The sequence below is a fragment of the Blautia sp. AF14-40 genome, from assembly GCF_003479665.1.
GTDB lineage: Bacteria > Bacillota > Clostridia > Lachnospirales > Lachnospiraceae > Fusicatenibacter > Fusicatenibacter saccharivorans.
This window is the reverse complement of the sequence record NZ_QUHK01000029.1, coordinates 1-20,437: the sequence shown is the minus strand read 5'-3', so window position 1 is coordinate 20,437 and position 20,437 is coordinate 1. Positions and strand designations below refer to the sequence as shown.

The window sequence follows — 20,437 nt, the reverse complement described above, 5'->3', positions numbered from 1 at the left end:
CATCCTACGGGACATAAGAAAGGAGTTATTCTATGCCTTATGATGACGTACAAAAATTTTCAGAGGCAGCCGTAAACAAAGCAAGGCTGCTGAAAGAACACCCGGGGAAATACTTTCTCCGTGCAGTCATGGCCGGTTTCTTTATCGTGGTTGCCATGATTTTCTCCAACGTGGTAGGCAATACGTTCCAGAGTACAGATCCTGCCTGGGGAAAACTGCTTGGCGGTATTGTGTTTGCCATTGCGGTTCTGCTGATCGTTTTTATCGGTGCAGAGCTTTTCACCGGAAACAATCTTGTTATGGCATTTGGGGCCTATGACAAAAAAGTCTCCTGGGCACAGGTTGGAAAAGTATGGCTGGTAAGCTACATCGGAAACTTTGTCGGATGCCTGATTCTCTCCGTAATTTTCGTACTGGCAGGTGCTTCCGGTACTGCCGATTATTACGCAGGATTTATTGGAAATAAACTTTCCATTCCTGCCGGAGAAATGTTTTTCCGTGCCATTCTCTGCAACTTCTTCGTCTGCCTTGCCGTTGCCTGCGGCATGAAATGCAAAAATGAAGTTGCCAAATTTTTCATGATTATACTTTGCATCACCGGATTCGTTGTTGCCGGTTTTGAACACTGCGTTGCCAATATGGCCACCTTTGTTACCGCTGCACTTCTGGTCCCAGGCGGCATTTCTCTGACTGCCGCATTGAAAAGTATGGTCATTGTAACTATAGGAAACGCAATAGGAGGCGGTGTGCTCCTTGCCTGGCCGCTTCGAATGATGAGTGCAGATAAATGACAAAATCTTTATACATTGCGGAAAAACCGAGCGTTGCTCAGGAGTTCGCAAAAGCGTTAAAACAGAATATGCAGCGCAGGGATGGATACTTAGAGTCGGATCAGTCCGTCGTAACCTGGTGCGTCGGTCACCTGGTTACGATGAGCTATCCGGAAAAATATGATCCTGCGTTAAAAAGGTGGAGTCTCGAGACCCTGCCTTTTTTGCCTGAAAACTTCAAATATGAAATTATCCCGGAAGTAAAAAAGCAGTTCACCATTGTGAGTAACCTGCTCCACCGGGAGGATATTGAAACCATTTATGTCTGTACCGACTCCGGGCGTGAGGGAGAATACATCTATCGTCTCGTCGCGCAGATGGCCGGTATCAAAGACAAGAAACAGAAGCGTGTCTGGATCGACTCGCAGACAGAAGAAGAAATCCTGCGCGGTATCCGCGAAGCGAAGGACGAAAGTGAATACGACAATCTTTCGGCATCCGCTTATCTCCGCGCCAAAGAAGATTACCTGATGGGCATTAACTTTTCCCGTCTTCTCTCGCTCAAATACGGAAGCGCTGTCGCATCGTATCTCGGCACTAAATATCAGTCTATTTCCGTCGGCCGTGTTATGACATGTGTGCTCGGCATGGTCGTACGCCGGGAGCGCGAAATCCGCAGCTTTGTGAAAACACCATTCTACCGTGTCATCGCCGGTCTTTCCTTAAATGGACGCAATTTTGAGGGGGAATGGCGCGCCGTAAAAGGCAGCCGCTACTTCAACTCTCCGCTTCTCTATAAGGAGAACGGCTTCCAGAAAAAAGAGGACGCACAGAAACTGATCGAGGAATTAAGCATGCAGAATCCTCTGATCCCGCATGTCCTGAAAATGGAGCGAAAAAAGGAAAATAAAAATGCGCCACTGCTTTACAACCTTGCGGAGCTGCAAAACGACTGTGCCCGCTTTTTCAAAATCAGTCCGGATGAAACGCTGAAAGTTGTTCAGGAGCTTTACGAGAAAAAGCTGGTTACCTATCCGCGAACCGATGCCCGTGTGCTTTCTTCTGCCGTTGCCAGGGAAATCAGCAAAAACCTGCGCGGCCTGCAGCAGTACGGTATCTGCAGCGGCCTTGCAAATGAAATTTCGCAGGGCGAAAGCTGGAAAAAGATTGGTTCCACCCGCTATACAAACGATAAACAGATTACCGATCACTATGCGATCATTCCGACCGGACAGGGCCTTAACAATCTGCGGAACCTCTCGGAACTCTCCGCAAAAGTTTATGAGACGATTGTCCGCCGTTTTCTCGGTATCTTCTATCCGCCGGCGGTCTATCAGAAAGTTGCTCTTGTCACCGAAATCGGCGGCGAGCAGTTTTTCTCCAACTTCCGTGTTCTCGTGCAGGAGGGCTATTTAAAAGTCATGCAGTATTCTTTCTTCCGTAAGAAAGAGGAGGACGACGAGGGCAGAAAGGAGGACGAGACGACTTGCGATCCCTCTTTTCTTGCAGCGCTGTCCCAGCTGCAGAAAGGCAGCGAGCTGAATCTTCTCGGCCTTTCTATCAAAGAAGGAGAAACCTCTCCGCCAAAACGCTACACCTCCGGTTCGATGATCCTTGCAATGGAAAATGCCGGACAGCTCATTGAAGACGAGGAGCTGCGCGAACAGATTAAGGGAAGCGGCATCGGAACGAGTGCGACGCGTGCTGAGATTCTGAAAAAGCTTGTCTTTATCAAATATCTTGCTCTGAACAAAAAGACGCAGGTTATCACCCCGACACAGCTTGGCGAAATGATCTACGACGTCGTACACCAGTCGATCCGCCCGCTTCTGAATCCGGAGCTGACGGCAAGCTGGGAAAAGGGACTTACCTATGTAGCGGAAGGCTCCATTACCTCCGAGGAATATATGGGAAAACTGGAAAACTTTGTGACACGCCACACGGTAAATGTGAAGCAGATGCGGAATCAGTTCCAGCTAAAGAGCAGCTTTGATGCGTCCGCGCCGTATTACAAAAAAGCCTCTTCCACGCGCTCCCGTACCGGGAAACGTACCGCTGCAGAAGATTCCTCTGCAAAGTCCTATTCCACCGCCAGAAAAAAGGGCACACAGAACTCCTGAAATGTGGTAAGATAAACAGGAACTAAAACAAGAAAGGATGAATCACGCATGAAAGATGCAACCATTTCTGAACTTTATGATTTAACCCAGACCATTGCCGCAAAAATCTTTGAAGGCAAAACGTATCCATGGGAAGTGCTTCCGCTCATTAAAGATTTTATTCTTGAACTCGGCGAAACACTCGATCCGGCAGAATACGAAAACCGCGGCGAAAATGTCTGGATCGCAAAAGATGCCGTGATCGCACCGACCGCTTCCATTAACGGCCCATGCATCATTGGAAAAGGCGCTGAGATCCGTCAGTGTGCCTTTATCCGCGGAAACGCCATCGTCGGCGAAGGCGCTGTCGTTGGAAACTCCACCGAACTGAAAAATGTCATTCTCTTTAATAAAGTACAGGTTCCGCATTACAACTATGTCGGCGACTCTGTTCTTGGATACAAAGCCCATATGGGTGCCGGTTCCATTACTTCCAATGTAAAATCCGATAAGAAGCTCGTTGTTGTCAAAGGCGCAGATGAACAGATCGAAACCGGACTGAAAAAATTCGGTGCGATGCTCGGCGATGAAGTTGAGGTCGGCTGTAACAGCGTATTGAACCCGGGAACGGTTGTCGGAAGAAATTCCAACATTTATCCACTCTCCTGTGTTCGCGGTGTGATCCCGTCAGGTCATATTTTTAAGAATGCGAAAGAAATTGTCAAAAAAATCTGATAATTAAAAAAATTCTCTTTTATCGAGAGAAAACCAAACCGATTGATTTAAAAGACCGCCGGAAATTTTATCGTTTTCCGGTGGTCTTTGCAATTTTTTATCAAAATATGCTGGACGAATGACCAATTTTGTGAGACAATAACCATAGGTCTGTGAACAGGCTGGAAACAGTCCGTTCGAAAGACAAAAGCTCAAATAAGTACATATTTGAAAGGAGTTTAACAATGACTTATTCACACGAAGTAGAAATGATGTGTCCGGTTGCCCAGGGCGTGCATCACGGTGCAGCTCCGATTCCGGAGGAAGCAAAATGGGTAAAAGCAAAAGAAATCAAAGACATTTCCGGATTCACTCACGGTATTGGCTGGTGCGCACCGCAGCAGGGTACCTGCAAGCTGACTCTGAACGTAAAAGAGGGCGTTATCCAGGAAGCTCTCGTTGAGACCATCGGATGTTCAGGAATGACTCATTCTGCAGCTATGGCATCTGAGATTCTGCCAGGACTTACCATCCTTGAGGCACTGAATACTGACCTTGTGTGTGATGCTATCAATACTGCTATGAGAGAGCTCTTCCTGCAGATCGTTTACGGAAGAAGCCAGAGTGCATTCTCCGAGGACGGACTGGTTGTAGGCGCAGGCCTGGAAGACCTTGGTAAAGGACTTCGTTCCCAGGTTGGTACCATGTACGGAACTCTTGCAAAAGGACCTCGTTACCTGGAGATGACCGACGGTTATGTAACAGGTATCGCTCTGGATGCAGATGATGAGATTATCGGTTACAAATTCATCAACTTCGGAAAGATGATGGACTTCATCAAAGCCGGCGATGATGCAAACACAGCTTTCGAAAAAGCAAGCGGACAGTACGGACGTGTTGCTGATGCTGTTAAGATCGTTGACCCGAGAAAAGAGTAATCAGATAATTTAGGAGGATAGGAAAATGGCTTTATTTGAATCATATGAAAGAAGAGAGAAACAGATTCTGGCTAAGCTTGCTGAGTACGGAATCAACTCCATCGAAGAAGCTGCAGAAGTTACAAAAGCTGCTGGCCTTGATGTATACAAAATGATCGAAGGCATTCAGCCAATCTGCTTCGAGAATGCAAAATGGGCTTACACTGTAGGCGCAGCAATCGCAATCAAAAAAGGATGCCGCAAAGCTTCTGAAGCTGCTGCAGCAATCGGTGAGGGACTTCAGTCCTTCTGTATCCCGGGTTCTGTAGCAGATCAGCGTAAAGTTGGTCTTGGCCATGGTAACCTTGGTAAAATGCTTCTGGAAGAGGACACCGAGTGCTTCGCATTCCTGGCTGGACATGAGTCCTTCGCAGCTGCTGAGGGTGCTATCGGTATCGCTGAAAAAGCAAACAAAGTACGTCAGAAACCTCTGCGTGTTATCCTGAACGGTCTTGGAAAAGACGCTGCTCAGATCATCGCTCGTATCAACGGCTTTACTTATGTAGAGACTGAGTATGACTACTACACCGGAGAACTGAAAGAAGTATTCAGAAAAGCATACTCCGATGGACCGCGTGCGAAAGTTAACTGCTACGGCGCTAACGACGTTCGCGAAGGCGTTGCTATCATGTGGAAAGAGAACGTTGACGTTTCCATCACCGGAAACTCCACCAACCCGACTCGTTTCCAGCATCCAGTTGCAGGTACCTACAAAAAAGAGCGTATCGAAGCTGGTAAAAAATACTTCTCCGTTGCTTCCGGCGGTGGTACAGGACGTACTCTTCACCCGGACAACATGGCAGCAGGTCCTGCTTCCTACGGTATGACCGATACTATGGGACGTATGCATTCTGACGCTCAGTTTGCAGGTTCTTCTTCTGTACCGGCTCACGTAGAAATGATGGGTCTGATCGGCGCAGGAAACAACCCAATGGTTGGTATGACTGTTGCTGTAGCTGTTGCTGTTGAAGAGGCAGCAAAAGCTGGCAAATTCTAAGATTAGCCAAACCTTGCGTAAATAAAATTATTTGAGCAAAAAAGAAGCGCCGCGGGAATTTTCCCGTATGGCGCTTCTTTTTTGCTGCTTTCGATATCCTGCAAAGTTGGGCGTGCAGATTGCAGGAACGATGTTTCAAACACATGCTATATTCTTTTGATCCATGCACAAAAAACGCCTCTGAACCCAAAACGTTTCAGAGGCGTTTTTTATATCATTCTAAGCATTATTTTGCAGCGATAAACTTCTTTGCAACCAGTGTCTCTGCACAAAGTACTGCTCCGCCTGCTGCGCCGCGGACCGTGTTGTGGGACAGACCTACGAATTTCCAGTCGTAGATGGAATCCTCTCTTAAACGGCCTACGTTGATTCCCATACCGTTCTCGTAGTTGACATCCAGTGTTACCTGCGGACGGTTATCTTCTGTCATGTAACGGATGAACTGTTTCGGTGCGCTTGGCAGATTCAGCTCCTGCGGAAGGCCTTTGAAGTTCTCCAGTTTTTCGATCAGCTGCTCTTTCGTCGGTTTCTTGCGGAATTTTACGAAAACAGCTGCGGTGTGTCCGTTTAATACCGGAACACGGATACACTGACAGGTGATCTTCGGCTCAGTTGCTTTTACGATCACGCCGTTTTCAATTTTACCCCAGATACGAAGCGGCTCCTGCTCGCTCTTCTCTTCTTCTCCGCCGATGAACGGGATGATGTTGCCTTCCATCTCCGGCCAGTCTTTGAAGGTTTTTCCTGCTCCGGAAATTGCCTGGTATGTGGTTGCAACCACTTCATATGGCTCGAACTCTTTCCATGCCGTTAATACCGGTGCATAGCTCTGGATTGAACAGTTCGGTTTTACAGCGATAAAGCCTCTCTTGGTTCCCAGACGTTTTTTCTGAAACTCGATAACATCGAAGTGCTCCGGGTTGATTTCCGGAACTACCATCGGAACATCCGGTGTCCAGCGGTGTGCGCTGTTGTTGGAAACAACCGGTGTCTCGGTCTTTGCATATGCTTCTTCAATCGCTTTGATCTCATCTTTCGACATATCAACAGCGGAAAATACAAAATCTACGGTAGATGCCACATGCTCTACATCATTTACATTCATCACAACGAGCTTTTTCACTGCTTCCGGCATTGGAGTATCCATTTTCCAGCGTCCGCCGACTGCTTCCTCATATGTTTTTCCGGCACTTCTCGGACTTGCTGCCAGGGTCACAACTTCAAACCACGGATGGTTCTCCAGCAGAGAAATAAATCTCTGTCCTACCATACCGGTTGCTCCTAAAATTCCTACTCTCAATTTCTGCTCCATTGGTTTCATCTCCTTGTTCTTCTGTGGCGTACATTTGTGCGTCTCATGTCATACTATACCAATTTTTTCAAAATTGCAACTGTTTTTTCAATTTTCCTGTAAATATTTTTTATTCTGCTCGATGACAGCCTGCATCGCATCTGCTCCCGGCGCACCGATCGTGTTGCGTCGTTCTACGCAGTTCTTCATGCTGATGGCATCATAAATATCATCCTCGAAGACCGGGCTGATCGCTTTGTACTCTTCGAGTTTCATATCATCAAGGGAGATTCCTTTGTCAATGCAGTACAGAACGAGACGGCCGACAATGCCATGTGCATCGCGGAACGGAACGCCTTTTCCAACAAGGTAATCAGCTGCGTCCGTTGCATTCGTGAAACCGTTCTTTGCACTGTTCTCCATGCGGTCTTTTTTGAAGTACATGGTAGAAAGCATGCCATTGAACAGAGCCAGGCATCCTTTTACGGTGTCGATGGCATCGAAGGTCAGCTCTTTATCCTCCTGCATATCTTTGTTGTACGCCAGCGGGATTCCCTTCATAGTGGTGAGCATTGACATCAGAGCTGCGTAAACGCGGCCTGTTTTTCCTCGAACAAGCTCTGCGATATCCGGATTCTTTTTCTGCGGCATGATACTGCTTCCGGTGCTGTATGCGTCGTCGATGTCCACAAACTGGTACTCATTGGTATTCCAGATGATAATCTCCTCGGAGAAGCGGGAAAGATGCATCATAATCGTAGAAAGAGCACTGAGGAGCTCAATGACATAGTCACGGTCGGATACGGAATCCATGCTGTTTAAGGTCGGGCCGTCAAAGCCGAGCAGCTCTGCTGTGTAAGCGCGGTCCAACGGATACGTCGTTCCAGCCAGCGCACCGGAACCGAGCGGACAGTAATTCATTCTCTTGTAGATGTCTGCAAGGCGGCCTCTGTCGCGGCGGAACATTTCAAAATATGCGCCCATGTGATGTGCCAGTGTGATCGGCTGTGCTTTCTGCAGATGGGTGAATCCCGGCATATAGGTGTGAATGTTCTCTTCCATGATTTTTTCAAGTGTTACCAGCACCTCTTTGACGAGTGCATCAATCTCGGTGATCTCATCGCGGACATAAAGTTTCATATCGAGGGCTACCTGGTCATTGCGGCTTCTTCCGGTGTGCAGCTTCTTTCCGGCGTCTCCGATGCGGTCGATCAGGTTTGCCTCCACGAAGCTGTGGATATCCTCATATTCGCTGGTGATTTCCAGTTTTCCGCTCTCCACATCGGCAAGAATCCCCTCCAGTCCTGCAAGAATCTGGTCTCTCTCCTCTTCTGTCAGGATGCCCTGTTTTGCCAGCATCTTTACATGTGCCATGCTGCCTTTGATGTCCTGTTTATAGAATTTCTGATCAAAGCTGATGGATGCATTAAAATTATACACTAACTTGTCGGTCTCTTTTGTGAACCGTCCGCCCCATAACTGTGCCATTTTCATTCCTCTTTTCCTGTAAGTTTTTTAAATTATCATGCATTATTATACAAGCATCCAACCTTCCTTTGCAAGTCAAATCACCTACTTTCCCGAATTTCGGCGTTTTGTGTAGTTTTTTTCCAGCCAGCCCAAGATGCCGTACAATCCTGCCGCAACGAGGCAGAGAATCAGGATGGACAGGATTACCCAGTCAAGTCTGAACAGATTTGCCCACCTTTTTGCGGCAGAGACGCTCGTCAGCCGCCCGATTTGCCGCTATCCAGAGCTCTTCAGAGACGATAGCAGGAATTTTCCCCGCATAGACGTACTGCCCGCCCGGCGGTGTAGGGAGCGTTTTTCCGGTGTTAAAATCGTAATGCTTCCTGTTCATGACTACGGTGCCTTTATTCATGGGATTCCGCACCATGCGGATAATGTCTGTTCCAGAGAATGGTTTTCCGGCGCGGCTGCGGACGCCCTCCGCTGCCAGAACCGCCGCAATTTTCCGTCCGCCGAGACCGTCTGCACAGAGTTCGTACATACGGCGCTTCACTGCGGCCTCCTCCGGGATGATCTCAATCGCTCCGTCTGCCGTCCGCCGGTAACCATAACTTTTTGAGGTCAGCACCGGCTTTCCATTATTCTGCTGCCGTTTCTGGTGCGCCAGATTCATCTTCTTGCTCAGCTCCCGGCTGTACTCCTCCGCCAGAATCGCCTTAATGCCGGTCAGAAGCGCGTCTTCCGGCGAATAGAATGTGTTCTCCAGATAAAAATACAGCCGCTTTCCGGCGCAGTTTAAGCGGTCTGCGAACAGATACCAGTCCCGCGTGTTCCGCATCAGGCGGTCCTGCGACTTGATTACGACGACATCAAACCTGTTCTGCTCGAGATCCTCGTACAGGCGGTTATATTCCCATCTGCCCTTCCGGCTCGTACCGGAGCGGCTCTCCACGTAGGCATCCACAAGCCTCCATCCTCTTGCCCGGATTGCCTCTTCCGCCTCCGCCGCCTGCCTTACCAGCGCATCCTTCTGATTTTCCTCCTCGGTGCTGCACCTTGCATAATAAACCGCACGCAGCTTCTCCTCTTCCATCTCCTGTCTCACTTTCCAGATGCTTCTCTTTACTATATAGAAAAAAGGACCGGAAAGTTCCGACCCTCTTTTTGTAATTTCTTTTACGGATTGCACCGTCCGCACGGCTCATAGCCTTCGGCGATCAGGTCCTCGCGCGGTCCCTGATATGTCGCCTTGTTTTCATCCTTAATCGAGCTGACGCTGGAGCATGACGGCAGGTGGAATTTCATGCTGGATGTGTTCATGACATATTCCTGCTGATCCGTCATCGTTCCGCTGCTTTCGCTTAACGTGCTGTCTCCCGTTGCATAATTAATTGAGATGCCCGGCTGATTGTTGTATGCGAAGATATGGAAGGAAATGCCCTCGCCGTCATCTTCCATGGAAAGTGCCTCCATCTCCACACCGTCCGCTACAAGGTTGTCCCCGATAAAAATTGGTGTAACGCGGTACAGCACATGGTTTCCGGTCTCTTTGACGTAGTCGGCAACCATGTTTTCAAACGGCAGCATGCCCTCGACATTCAGATAACGTGTTCCAGTGATCAGATTCTTCTCGTTTGCATTCTCACCGGTCAGCTGGTATCCGATCAGATGGCAGCGGTTGTACAGATATTTACCTTCCACCTGATCGTATTTTACCGTATGCCAGCCCGTCGGCTTTACCTGGCCGATCGCGCCGCGCTTCTCCGTCGGCATCAGATCCTGGCCGATATTCGCCTCTGCCACGCCGCACCGTCCCAGGCTGTCCAGATCGCTGTAATGCTCGTACGACTCGGTCGTCTTTTCCTCATCGGTAAAATCCGGCTCATTTCCGTTTAAAACGACATACGGTTCACCGGAAAACTCCGGAACATCAAGAACTGAAACGGCCGTCGGTGCCTGATCGGTAATCAGGGATTCTGTCATCGTATAAGCGGCCGTAACCTCCGAACCGGAATCTGCTCTCTCCGTCGAGAGAAGATCCTGCGCCTCACAGCCGGTCAGTGTCAGAGCAAGAAGCGCCGCCAGCAGCAGAAGCTGTTTTCTTAGTTTTTTCATTTCTCATATACCTCTTTCGTTATTTTCTCATGGGAATAGCCTGCAAACTCCCCCTCGGACACTTTATTCCATTTGGAAAGATCCAGGTCGAATTTCCGGTCAGACGGATAATGCCGGTTCCACCAGAAAACGATGATTTTCTCTATCTTCGCTTCCACAGCCTGCAGTCCCGTATTCTCCACAAAGCAGTATTCTCCTTCGCCTGCCTGCTCCAGAAAATCTGCCGCCGCCTGAAGTGTTACCTTCCCACTCTCCTTCTGCTCCGCGAACAGCTTTTCCGAAGCCGGATTCATCCAGAGCGTTTTCCCCTCACACAGTTCGCAGATTTTTTCCGTTACCACGCGGTCCCGCGAAACGCGTCGTCCGCCAAACTGCATTCCTCTTCGTTCTTCCAGACATACGATTCCAATCATCTGTCATCCTCCCTTCTCTTGCGTGTGCATATCTGAACACCTGACTGCCGTAGATAATCAGATAGCCAAGCCCCTCTCTTGCCCCGATAAACTCTCCGATTACAACACCGACGAGGCACAGGCCGATGTTGACCTTCCACACGGCGAGCAGCCCCGGAAACGACCACGGCAGCACGACGCGGAACAGCATATCCTTCTTCGTTCCGCCGAGTGTTGCAATCAGGCGGAGCATATCCGGCTCCACACCCTGAAAGCTGCTGTAAATGCTGATCACCGAGCCGAATATCGCAACGGAAATGCCGGCCGTGATGATCGTTTTCACGTTTGCCCCCATCCACACAATGAGAAGCGGGGCGAGCGCCGATTTCGGCAGGCTGTTCAGGACTACCAGGTACGGCTCCATCACCGCAGAAAAGCGCGGAAAGAGCCACAAAAGCACAGCGAACGCCATGCCAAGTGCCGAGACGAGCAGAAAGCTGATTCCCGTCTCATACACCGTGATCCCGATATGGCGCAGAAGGTTCTGCTCCGTCAGCAGGGTCACGAACGTTTTTCCCACCCGCACAGGGCTGGAAAAGATAAACGGATCGATCCATCTCAGATCCGCCGCCACCTCCCATAATACCAGAAAACTGACGAGAAGCAAAGCCCGAAACACCCGCACCTGCTCCCGTTCTCTTTTTTTCTGCCGGAGATACGCCCTCTGAAAGCTGCTCTCCGGCGTTTTTGCCTGCTCACGCATTTTCATTCAGCTCCTTCCAGATGGCATTGAAATACGTTTTAAATTCCGGCGCACTGCGCGCTTTCATCGGCGTGCGCTCCTCCATCGCAAACCGGATCGGAATCTTTTTTTTCACATATGCCGGCCGTGCCGCCAGAACAATCACACGGTCCGCCATGCTGATGGCCTCCGAAATATCGTGTGTCACGAGAATTGCTGTCTTTCCCTCTTTTTTGATGATCTTTCCGATATCATCACAGACGTTCAGCCTCGTCTGGTAGTCGAGAGCGGAGAACGGCTCGTCAAGCAGCAGAAGATCCGGCTCCATCGCCAGTGTACGGATCAGTGCCGCCCTCTGCCGCATACCGCCGGAAAGTTCGGACGGACGGGCATTGGAAAAGGATTTCAGGCCGTATGTCTCCATCATCTCCCCGACTTTTTCTTTCCGCTCGGGTGTCAGCGTGCGCGAAATCTCAAGGCCCAGCAGAACGTTGCTGTAGATGGTCCGCCATTCAAACAGGTGGTCTCTCTGCAGCATGTAGCCGATATGGAGATCCGCCTCCGTGATCGGCCGTCCGCGGCTCAGCAGAGTTCCCGCCTCCGGCTTTAAAAGACCGGAAATCAAGTTCAGGATCGTGCTCTTTCCGCAGCCGCTCGGTCCGACAAGAGCAACAAATTCCCCCGTTTTTACCGAAAAGGTCAGATCGCACAGCGCCGGTGTTTCTCCTTTCATGGTGTGATAGGACAGTGATATATGCTCTAATGACAGGATTTGATCATCCATTTTTTTGCATCCTCCTCTATCTATAAGATATCATATGCAGCTTGCATCCCAGCCGCGCTGAGGCTATAATAGAAAGGATTGAAAGATACCAGGAGGTTTGAAGATACATTATGGCCAATAAAAGAAATTACCAGAAGGAGCTGGATGCGAAGATTGCAGGACTTCACGGTGAAGTTCCGACCTTGCTGCTGCACAGCTGCTGTGCGCCGTGCAGCAGTTACGTGCTGGAATATCTGTCGCAGTATTTTTCCATTACGCTCTTTTACTATAATCCCAACATCTATCCGCCGACGGAGTACGAGCACCGCGTGGAGGAACAACAGCGTCTGATCCATTCTCTTCCCGCCGTGCATCCGATTTCCTTCTGCCCCGGCCCGTACGATTCTGACCGGTTCTATGAGCTGACACGCGGGATGGAAAATGTGCCGGAGGGCGGCGAGCGCTGTTTTGTCTGCTATGAAATACGGCTCCGCGAAGCGGCCGAAATGGCAAAGCAGCTCAAACTCGACTATTTTACAACAACCCTCTCCATCAGCCCGCTGAAAAACGCGGAAAAGCTGAATGAAATCGGAGAACGGCTTGCCGCCGAATACGGGATCCCATATCTCAATTCAGATTTCAAGAAACGGGGCGGCTACCAGCGTTCCATCGAACTTTCCCACGAATACGGCCTCTACCGCCAGGACTACTGCGGCTGCGTCTTTTCCCGCCGGGAACGCGACGCACGGGTGGCAGCACAGGAAAATGGCAACAGCTGATGTGCTCTTTGAAGTGTCCGGCCAAAAGCTCCGTCAGGATATGCTGTACGAACTGATTTTCCTGAAACTTGTAACAGCAAACGCCCTTTGCAGCAGATCTTTTTCCTGCAAAGGGCGTTCGTATTTCTGTCATATTTCTCATGATACCAGAAAACCCGCAGAACCTTACGTCCTGCGGGTTTCTAAAGAATAAGCCGAAAATCAGATTCGAACTGACGACCCCTTCATTACGAGTGAAGTGCTCTACCGGCTGAGCTATTTCGGCCTGTGAAATTCATTTCCTGAATGACACAATCATTATTATACCGTATTTTTTTGAAATTGCAAGCATTTTTTTGAAATTTATGAATCTTTTTCTAAAATTTGTTCCGCCCCACTGATTTCCCGCCGTTTCCATCCCTGTTGTTTTCACCTCCCTGGCGCAAATTTTATGCATAAACTTTGTCCTTACTTTCAAAAATTAAGGAAAACCATCCCTTTTCCTTATAAAAATTAATGTGTTTTGAAAGAAAAGCATTGACAACCGCCAAAAAAGTAAGTATAGTTTTTAACTAAAGGAAGAAAGGGGCTGTTGTCATGACCATGCAATACGATAATCTGGAAGACAAGCTCAGTCAGCTTGTAGAGTATACGAAAGATTCCGGAAAGATTGATTTATCTTTATACACTGAGTACGATGTAAAACGGGGACTGCGTGATTCCACTGGTAAAGGTGTTCTCACCGGCCTGACCGAAATTTCCGATGTTATCGGCTTCGATATTGATGAGCACACCGGCGAAAAAGTTCCGACCGATGGCCGTCTCTATTTTCAGGGCTATAACGTCGCAGATCTGATCAAAGGTATGGAAGGACGACGCTTCGGTTTTGAAGAGATTACCTATCTTCTTCTGTTCGGTTCTCTTCCGACAGAACCGCAGTTAAATGATTTCAACGAAATTTTAAGTATCTACCGCGAGCTGCCGGACACTTTTGTCCGCGACGTTGTCATGAAGGCAACCAGCAAAAACATGATGAATACTCTGCAGCGCTGTGTGCTGACCCTGTATTCCTACGACGAAAAGCCGGATGACATTTCCATTCCGAACGTCCTCCGCCAGGCTTTGAGTCTGATCGCCAAAATGCCGCTGATCGCCGTTTACGGCTACCATGCATACCGCCACTACCACGAAAACCAGAACCTGATCATCCGAAATCCGAAACCGGAGCTGTCGATCGCTGAAAACATTCTGCAGATGCTTCACCCGGATGGAGATTACACTGCTCTGGAGGCAAAGGTTCTCGATGTTGCGTTAATTCTTCACGCAGACCACGGCGGCGGAAATAACTCAACATTTACGACACACGTTGTCTCCTCCTCCGGAACCGATACCTACTCTGCTGTCGCGGCTTCTTTAAGTTCCTTAAAAGGACCGCGCCACGGCGGTGCCAACTTGAAGGTTATGGAGATGTTTGAAAATATTGAAGAGAATGTTACAAACTGGGAAGACGAAAACGAACTGCGCACCTACCTGACCAAAATACTTGATCGTGAAGCATTCGATGGAACTGGTCTTATCTATGGTATGGGCCATGCTGTTTATACCCTGTCCGATCCACGTTGTGTGATTCTGAAAGAATATGCAAAGAAGCTTTCCGCTGAGAAGCACCGCGAGAAAGAATTTGCTCGCTATGAGTCTGTAGAACGCATTGCCGGCGAGTGTATCGCCAAAAAGCGCCGTCTGCTCAAACCAGTCTGTGCAAATGTTGATTTCTACAGCGGTTTCGTCTACACAATGCTTGGCCTTCCAAAAGAGCTCTACACCCCGATCTTTGCTATCTCCCGTATCTCCGGCTGGTCCGCACACCGGATCGAAGAGCTTGTCAACGAAGGAAAGATCATCCGTCCGGCTTATAAATATGTCGGTCATCATCGTCCGTACGTTGCCATTGAAAGAAGAACCCCAAGAAAGACTTCCCACAGTTTTTCAAATAACTAAAAAATTATGCAAAAAGGACATCTGCCCGTACCGTTCTGGTATCGGGCAGGTGTCCTTTTATTGCCAAGTGATCTCTCGAAAAACCCGCGGAGCGTGCTTCTCATGGTTATAAACAAAACTCTGCGTTATACCCGGATCTTTGTTCCCTTGGTATCTCGTTTTGCCAGCTTAATCTTCGCTGTCAGAGAAATCTCTTTGTCGTGATACGTGATCGTGTAATCCATCCGGCTTGCCAGCAGATACGCATGCTCTACCGCGTCGTCCTCTGCCATACGGATACCACGCACACCAACGGCTGCTTTTTTCTTCTCCGGCACTTCACTCGTAAGGAAGCGCAGGAAGACACCGTTTTTCGTCTGCAGAACCACATACTCCTGCTCCTGGCAGACCTCGGCAAGAATCAGACGGTCCTCCTCGGATGAAAGCTTCGTCGCCGCGATCGTTCGTTTTACGACATCAAACTCGGATCCATCGACAAGTTTTACCATACCAGCCGCGCTGACGAACAGCAGCTTATTGTTCTTGATATTTTCCAGTGCATCGACGTAAATCATCTGCTCCTTCTGGCTGCTGTAATTTCCAAGGTTGTCGATCGGCGTTCCCTTGTCACGGAATCTTCCATACGGGATGTCCATTACTTTGATGCTGTGCATCATGCCAAGATCCGTAAAGACGCAGATCTTATCGGTGTTTTTGCACTGGAACACATATTTGTTCTCGTTGTGCACAGCCTCTTTGTTCCGCTCGTAAGCAGACGTATCGATCGTCTTCGCATAACCGAAGCGGTCCATCAGGAAGACAACATCCATCTCCTCGACCTTCGGCTCCTCAAGAACAATCGCCTCAGCATTTTCAATCGCCGTTTTCCGCTTGTGGCCGTACTCTTTTTTTATCTGCGTCAGATCTTCCATAATAACTTCCGACATCGAGTCGTAATGATTTAAGATATCCTCGTACTTCGTAATCTTCGCCACAGTCGCCTCATGATCTTTTAAGAGTGCTTCCACTTCCAGTCCGATCAGTTTCTGCAGACGCATCTCCAGAATCGCCGTTGCCTGGCGTTCCGTAAAGCAGAGCTGTGCTGCCATACGCTCACTTGACTTTGATTTGAAGCGGATACCATCGGTCACACCCATAATCAGACACTCTTTGACCTGCTTCTGTGTCTTGCTTCCGCGCAGGATCTCAATGATCAGATCGATCACATCGCATGCCTTGATCAGACCTTCCTGCACCTCGCGACGCTCCATCTCTTTGCGGAGAAGGTTCTGGTATTTGCGGGTTGCCACTTCAAACTGGAAATCAACGTGATGCTCGATCACCTGTTTAAGGCTTAACGTCTCCGGTCTTCCATCTGCCACGGCGAGCATGTTGACACCGAACGTATCTTCCAGACGTGTTTTCTTGTACAGCAGATTCGTGATCCGCTCCACATCCGCGCCTTTTTTCAATTCGAGCACGATGCGTGTTCCTTCTTTCGAGGACTGGTTGGAAATGTCGACAATTTCCGGCGCTTTCTTGCTCTCCACAAGCCCCGCCACATCGTTCAGGAACTTTCCGATGTTCGCACCGATCATCGGGTACGGAATTTCGGTGATCACAAGATATTGCTTTCCGTTTCTGCCTTTCTCCACTTCCACTTTTCCGCGGATTTTAATCTTTCCGACACCTTTTTCGTAGATCGACAGCAGGTCATCCTGATTGACGACAATACCGCCGGTCGGGAAATCCGGTCCTTTGATGTATTTCATCAGACCTTTGACGGTGATGTCGTTGTTTTTCATGTAGGCCTTGACCGCATCCACAATCTCACACAGGTTGTGCGGCGGAATGCTTGTTGCCATACCGACAGCGATACCGTCTGCGCCATTCAACAGAAGGTTCGGCACGCGCACCGGCAGAACAGACGGCTCTTTTTCCGTCTCGTCGAAGTTCGGTACGAAATCGACAACGTCTTTGTCGAGATCCTTTAAATAGACCTCCTGTGTAATTTTCTGCAGTCTCGCCTCGGTGTATCGCATTGCAGCGGCACCGTCACCCTCAATCGACCCGAAGTTTCCGTGACCGTCCACAAGCGGCTGCCCTTTTTTGAAATCCTGTGCCATTACGACAAGAGCATCGTAAATGGAACTGTCGCCGTGCGGATGGTATTTACCCATCGTATCGCCGACGATACGCGCGCACTTTCGGAACGGCTTGTCGTACTGGATGCCGAGCTCATACATGTCATACAGAGTACGGCGCTGTACCGGCTTTAAACCGTCCCGCACGTCCGGAAGCGCTCGGGAAATGATGACGCTCATCGCATAATCAATATAAGATTTCTGCATGACCTCAGAATATTCGGTCCGTATAATCTGATCTTCTGATTTTTCTTTCATCTTCCTTTGTCCTTCCTGTTAAATATCCAGCTCTGCATCGGTTGCATGCTCATAAATAAATGCTTTCCGCGGCGGAACCTCGGTTCCCATCAGTACTTCCGTCACATCGGAGGCCATACGGGCATCCTCGATCTCCACACGCTTCAAAAGTCTCGTCTCCGGATTCAGTGTCGTCTCCCAGAGCTGCTCCGGGTCCATCTCGCCAAGACCTTTGTAGCGCTGCAGCGTAAATTTTTCTTTGTGTGTCTTTCTGTATTTTTCCAGTGCTTTGTCGTCGTACAGATACTCTTCTTTTCCGCGGGACGGCATTGCCTTGTAAAGAGGCGGCATCGCGATATAGACATGTCCCTCGTAGATCAGCTCCGGCATGAAACGGTAGAACAGTGTCAGCAGCAGCGTTGAAATATGCGCACCGTCGACATCGGCATCTGCCATGATGATAATTTTATCGTAACGGAGCTTTGTGATATCGAAGTCGTTGCCGTAACCCTCGGAAAAGCCGCAGCCGAATGCATTGATCATGGATTTGATCTCGGCATTTGCCAGAACTTTATCAATAGAAGCCTTCTCTACGTTCAGAATCTTACCGCGGATCGGCAGAATCGCCTGGAAATTACGGTCACGCGCCGTCTTTGCGGAACCGCCCGCAGAATCTCCCTCGACGATAAAGATCTCGCACAGCGACGGATCCTTTTTCTCGCAGTTTGCCAGTTTGCCGTTCGTATCAAACGAATATTTCTGCTTGGTCAGCATATTTGTCTTGGCTTTTTCTTCGCTTCTGCGGATTTTGGCAGATCGCTCAGCGCAGGCAAGAACATTTTTCAGCACTTCGAGATTGCGGTCGAAATACAGCGGAATCTCCTCGCCTGTTACTTTTCCGGCGGCCTTTGCCGCATCCGGGTTGTCCAGCTTCGTTTTTGTCTGGCCCTCGAACCGCGGATCCGGGTGCTTGATCGAAATAACAGCGGTCATACCGTTTCGGATATCCGATCCCGTAAAGTTATTGTCTTTTTCTTTTAAGACACCGATCTCTCTGGCATAGCTGTTCATAATCGTCGTAAAGGTCGATTTGAAACCGGAAATATGGGTACCGCCCTCAGCGTTGTAAATATTATTACAGAAGCCGAGCACGTTTTCCTGGAATTCGTTGATATACTGGAACGCACATTCTACGGTAATGCCCTCAGATTCCCCTTTGAAATAAATCGGATCGTGGATTGCCTCTTTGTTCTTATTCAGATCGCGCACAAAACCAACAATGCCGTCCGGCTCGTGATACGTCAGGTGCTCCTCTTTTCCATCGCGCAGATCGGAAAAATAAATGGTAAGCGCCGGGTTCAGATATGCAGTCTCATGGAGACGGCTTTTGACCTCTGTTGCGGAAAAACGTGTTTTCTCAAAGATTTCCGGATCCGGCAGGAAGTTGATGCGGGTTCCGCTGTTCTTCGTTTTTCCGATCTTCGGCAGCAGCCCATCCTCATCGAGTTCCTGTACGGCAACACCTCGTTCGTAGCGGTCGTGGTAAACCCAGCCGCCGAGGCTGACCTGTACGTCAAGATAGGTGGAAAGCGCATTGACAACTGAAGAACCGACACCGTGCAGACCGCCGCTTGTCTTGTACGCATTGTTGTCGAATTTACCGCCGGCGTGCAGGGTTGTAAAAACGAGACGCTCCGCCGGAACGCCTTTTTCATGCATGCCGACCGGGATTCCGCGGCCGTTGTCGGTCACGGTCGCCGAGCCGTCTGCTTCAAGTGTTACGTGAATGGTGTCGCAGTAGCCCGCAAGATGCTCGTCCACCGCATTGTCTACAATTTCATAAATCAGATGATTCAGGCCTTTCCGCGAGGTACTTCCGATATACATACCAGGGCGCTTACGCACTGCTTCGAGACCTTCCAGCACGGAAATACTGCTGGCATCATACGTTTCTTTTTTTGGCATAACTGTTCTATCCTCACTTATGTGTTACTGTCTTTTTCTCTTAAAAATACTTCTGTCTGTCCCCTTTTGGGGCACAGTATTTTATTATATCATTTTTCTTCCCGGAATAGCAAGATTTTCTTTAGAAGAAAGAATCTCCTCCGTTCATCAGCTCCTTAAAAGAAGTCACGTAGCGGTCTGCTTCCTGCTCCATCTTTGCGCGGTTTCCTTCCCCGCTTCTGTCATACACGCCCACAGCCGCAAATCCGCCCATTTTGGCGCCGCGGATTCCCGCTAGGATATCTTCATATACCACACACGTTTCCGGCGGAAGAGACAGCTTTTCAGCCGCTTTCTCGTAGATATCCGGAAAGCCCTTGCCGCGCTTTACTTCCGAGACGGTGACAAATGCTTTAAAATACTCATAAATCCCATTTCTCTTTAAGGCCGGCTCATACAGCTCCGGGCTCGATGAGGTAGCAACCGCCATGCGGATTCCTTTTTCTTTTAAATAGCGGAGATATTCTGCTGCCCCGTCTTTTAACTCCACTTCATACGTATAGGCGTCGACCGCCATCTGATGCCACTCCTGAATCAGCTCTTCCGGCGTTTCCGGAAAGCCGAACCGTCTGATCGTGTAGCGGGCAGCCTCCAGAAAGCCGAGCGGTGTAATCGCCTCCTGATAATCCGGCGGAACCTCAAGTCCTCTCTTCTTTAAAAATGCAACATCGATGTCATCCCAGACCCGCATCGAGTCGAGCAGTGTTCCGTCCAGATCAAAAATGGCTCCTTTGTACTGTTTCATTTGTCTTCTCCTTCTCTATTCTAATCTTTTTTCTTTCTTTTTAGAACGTATTTCTGTTTTTTAGAACATTTGTTTGTTTTATCATACCATAACTGGTAAAAAATGCAAGTAAAATGCGAATTTCGCTACTTTTTGAAATTTTTTAAATTTTTTTCAAAAAAACACTTGCATTTTCTCCAGACATCGTGTATTATAAGCGAGTACGGTTCGTTGGTCAAGAGGCTAAGACGTCGCCCTCTCAC

At 49.0% G+C, this 20,437-nt stretch carries 18 protein-coding genes and 1 tRNA gene; 8 read left to right on the top strand and 11 right to left on the bottom strand.

Going from position 1 to position 20,437, the window contains the following annotated elements; all coding sequences use genetic code 11:
• Positions 1-32 precede the first annotated feature (32 nt).
• The 6 genes from DWW13_RS15375 (at position 33) to DWW13_RS20210 (ending at position 5,717) form a co-directional block, all read left to right on the top strand.
• Positions 33-791, top strand: coding sequence for a formate/nitrite transporter family protein (locus tag DWW13_RS15375; RefSeq protein ID WP_055228581.1), 759 nt, complete (start codon positions 33-35; stop codon positions 789-791).
• The gene (locus DWW13_RS15370; RefSeq protein ID WP_118720504.1) at positions 788-2,890 is read left to right on the top strand and encodes a DNA topoisomerase; all 2,103 of its coding nucleotides are present in this window, start codon (positions 788-790) and stop codon (positions 2,888-2,890) included. Before DWW13_RS15375 ends, DWW13_RS15370 begins: the two co-directional genes overlap by 4 nt.
• 48 nt (positions 2,891-2,938) lie before the next feature.
• Positions 2,939-3,604, top strand: coding sequence for an acyltransferase (locus DWW13_RS15365; protein WP_118720502.1), 666 nt, complete (start codon positions 2,939-2,941; stop codon positions 3,602-3,604).
• Between the two features lie 224 nt (positions 3,605-3,828).
• Positions 3,829-4,521, top strand: a complete 693-nt coding sequence (locus DWW13_RS15360; protein WP_022463018.1) for an iron-sulfur cluster assembly scaffold protein — start codon at positions 3,829-3,831, stop codon at positions 4,519-4,521.
• Between the two features lie 25 nt (positions 4,522-4,546).
• Positions 4,547-5,557, top strand: a complete 1,011-nt coding sequence (locus DWW13_RS15355; RefSeq protein WP_022463017.1) for a GGGtGRT protein — start codon at positions 4,547-4,549, stop codon at positions 5,555-5,557.
• Between the two features lie 67 nt (positions 5,558-5,624).
• A complete protein-coding gene (locus tag DWW13_RS20210; protein ID WP_369123061.1) occupies positions 5,625-5,717 on the top strand; it encodes a DUF6783 domain-containing protein in 93 nt (30 codons plus the stop codon).
• A gap of 66 nt (positions 5,718-5,783) precedes the next feature.
• On the opposite strand, the gene asd is transcribed toward DWW13_RS20210, so the two are convergent.
• From asd to DWW13_RS15320, 7 genes are all read right to left on the bottom strand, one after another.
• Entirely contained in the window at positions 5,784-6,869 is a 1,086-nt protein-coding gene (asd, locus tag DWW13_RS15350; protein WP_022463016.1) for an aspartate-semialdehyde dehydrogenase, read from the bottom strand.
• A gap of 87 nt (positions 6,870-6,956) precedes the next feature.
• Positions 6,957-8,336, bottom strand: coding sequence for an argininosuccinate lyase (gene argH / locus DWW13_RS15345; RefSeq protein ID WP_118594579.1), 1,380 nt, complete (start codon positions 8,334-8,336; stop codon positions 6,957-6,959).
• Between the two features lie 193 nt (positions 8,337-8,529).
• A complete protein-coding gene (locus tag DWW13_RS15340; protein WP_147398226.1) occupies positions 8,530-9,423 on the bottom strand; it encodes a recombinase family protein in 894 nt (297 codons plus the stop codon).
• Positions 9,424-9,494: 71 nt separating this feature from the next.
• Complete coding sequence (locus DWW13_RS15335; protein WP_118720500.1) at positions 9,495-10,433, bottom strand: DNA/RNA non-specific endonuclease; 939 nt, start codon at positions 10,431-10,433, stop codon at positions 9,495-9,497.
• Entirely contained in the window at positions 10,430-10,726 is a 297-nt protein-coding gene (locus DWW13_RS15330; protein ID WP_118720498.1) for a ribonuclease Z, read from the bottom strand. The genes DWW13_RS15335 and DWW13_RS15330 overlap by 4 nt, the downstream gene beginning before the upstream one ends.
• Positions 10,727-10,742: 16 nt before the next feature.
• Positions 10,743-11,594, bottom strand: a complete 852-nt coding sequence (locus tag DWW13_RS15325; RefSeq protein WP_226906380.1) for an ABC transporter permease — start codon at positions 11,592-11,594, stop codon at positions 10,743-10,745.
• Complete coding sequence (locus DWW13_RS15320) at positions 11,581-12,351, bottom strand: ABC transporter ATP-binding protein (protein WP_117510218.1); 771 nt, start codon at positions 12,349-12,351, stop codon at positions 11,581-11,583. The genes DWW13_RS15325 and DWW13_RS15320 overlap by 14 nt, the downstream gene beginning before the upstream one ends.
• Positions 12,352-12,461: 110 nt before the next feature.
• On the opposite strand from DWW13_RS15320, the gene DWW13_RS15315 reads away from it, so the two are divergent.
• On the top strand, positions 12,462-13,109 hold the full coding sequence (locus tag DWW13_RS15315) for an epoxyqueuosine reductase QueH (protein WP_117812835.1): 648 nt from the start codon (positions 12,462-12,464) through the stop codon (positions 13,107-13,109).
• A gap of 192 nt (positions 13,110-13,301) precedes the next feature.
• On the opposite strand, the gene DWW13_RS15305 is transcribed toward DWW13_RS15315, so the two are convergent.
• Positions 13,302-13,374 (bottom strand) — tRNA-Thr (locus DWW13_RS15305).
• A 311-nt stretch (positions 13,375-13,685) separates the two neighbouring features.
• Between DWW13_RS15305 and DWW13_RS15300 the strand changes: the two genes are divergently transcribed.
• The gene (locus DWW13_RS15300; RefSeq protein ID WP_118720496.1) at positions 13,686-15,086 is read left to right on the top strand and encodes a citrate/2-methylcitrate synthase; all 1,401 of its coding nucleotides are present in this window, start codon (positions 13,686-13,688) and stop codon (positions 15,084-15,086) included.
• Between the two features lie 125 nt (positions 15,087-15,211).
• Here the strand turns inward: DWW13_RS15300 and DWW13_RS15295 are convergent, their stop codons facing one another.
• The 3 genes from DWW13_RS15295 to DWW13_RS15285 form a co-directional block, all read right to left on the bottom strand.
• Complete coding sequence (locus DWW13_RS15295) at positions 15,212-17,467, bottom strand: DNA gyrase/topoisomerase IV subunit A (protein ID WP_117761589.1); 2,256 nt, start codon at positions 17,465-17,467, stop codon at positions 15,212-15,214.
• Between the two features lie 18 nt (positions 17,468-17,485).
• A complete protein-coding gene (locus DWW13_RS15290; protein ID WP_117805360.1) occupies positions 17,486-19,411 on the bottom strand; it encodes a DNA gyrase/topoisomerase IV subunit B in 1,926 nt (641 codons plus the stop codon).
• A 121-nt stretch (positions 19,412-19,532) separates the two neighbouring features.
• The gene (locus DWW13_RS15285) at positions 19,533-20,195 is read right to left on the bottom strand and encodes an HAD family hydrolase (protein WP_117761591.1); all 663 of its coding nucleotides are present in this window, start codon (positions 20,193-20,195) and stop codon (positions 19,533-19,535) included.
• Positions 20,196-20,437 lie beyond the last annotated feature (242 nt).

Excerpts from the sequence above, each read along its gene's own strand:
- DWW13_RS15300 (WP_118720496.1), top strand. The coding sequence starts at position 13,686 with ATGACCATGCAATACGATAATCTGGAAGACAAGCTCAGTCAGCTTGTA.
- DWW13_RS15290 (WP_117805360.1), bottom strand. The coding sequence starts at position 19,411 with ATGCCAAAAAAAGAAACGTATGATGCCAGCAGTATTTCCGTGCTGGAA.
- asd (WP_022463016.1), bottom strand. The coding sequence starts at position 6,869 with ATGGAGCAGAAATTGAGAGTAGGAATTTTAGGAGCAACCGGTATGGTA.
- DWW13_RS15375 (WP_055228581.1), top strand. The coding sequence starts at position 33 with ATGCCTTATGATGACGTACAAAAATTTTCAGAGGCAGCCGTAAACAAA.
- argH (WP_118594579.1), bottom strand. The coding sequence starts at position 8,336 with ATGGCACAGTTATGGGGCGGACGGTTCACAAAAGAGACCGACAAGTTA.
- DWW13_RS15295 (WP_117761589.1), bottom strand. The coding sequence starts at position 17,467 with ATGAAAGAAAAATCAGAAGATCAGATTATACGGACCGAATATTCTGAG.
- DWW13_RS15355 (WP_022463017.1), top strand. The coding sequence starts at position 4,547 with ATGGCTTTATTTGAATCATATGAAAGAAGAGAGAAACAGATTCTGGCT.
- DWW13_RS15325 (WP_226906380.1), bottom strand. The coding sequence starts at position 11,594 with ATGAAAATGCGTGAGCAGGCAAAAACGCCGGAGAGCAGCTTTCAGAGG.
- DWW13_RS15360 (WP_022463018.1), top strand. The coding sequence starts at position 3,829 with ATGACTTATTCACACGAAGTAGAAATGATGTGTCCGGTTGCCCAGGGC.
- DWW13_RS15330 (WP_118720498.1), bottom strand. The coding sequence starts at position 10,726 with ATGAATCCGGCTTCGGAAAAGCTGTTCGCGGAGCAGAAGGAGAGTGGG.
- DWW13_RS20210 (WP_369123061.1), top strand. The coding sequence starts at position 5,625 with ATGGCGCTTCTTTTTTGCTGCTTTCGATATCCTGCAAAGTTGGGCGTG.
- DWW13_RS15320 (WP_117510218.1), bottom strand. The coding sequence starts at position 12,351 with ATGGATGATCAAATCCTGTCATTAGAGCATATATCACTGTCCTATCAC.
- DWW13_RS15285 (WP_117761591.1), bottom strand. The coding sequence starts at position 20,195 with ATGAAACAGTACAAAGGAGCCATTTTTGATCTGGACGGAACACTGCTC.
- DWW13_RS15335 (WP_118720500.1), bottom strand. The coding sequence starts at position 10,433 with ATGAAAAAACTAAGAAAACAGCTTCTGCTGCTGGCGGCGCTTCTTGCT.
- DWW13_RS15370 (WP_118720504.1), top strand. The coding sequence starts at position 788 with ATGACAAAATCTTTATACATTGCGGAAAAACCGAGCGTTGCTCAGGAG.
- DWW13_RS15365 (WP_118720502.1), top strand. The coding sequence starts at position 2,939 with ATGAAAGATGCAACCATTTCTGAACTTTATGATTTAACCCAGACCATT.
- DWW13_RS15315 (WP_117812835.1), top strand. The coding sequence starts at position 12,462 with ATGGCCAATAAAAGAAATTACCAGAAGGAGCTGGATGCGAAGATTGCA.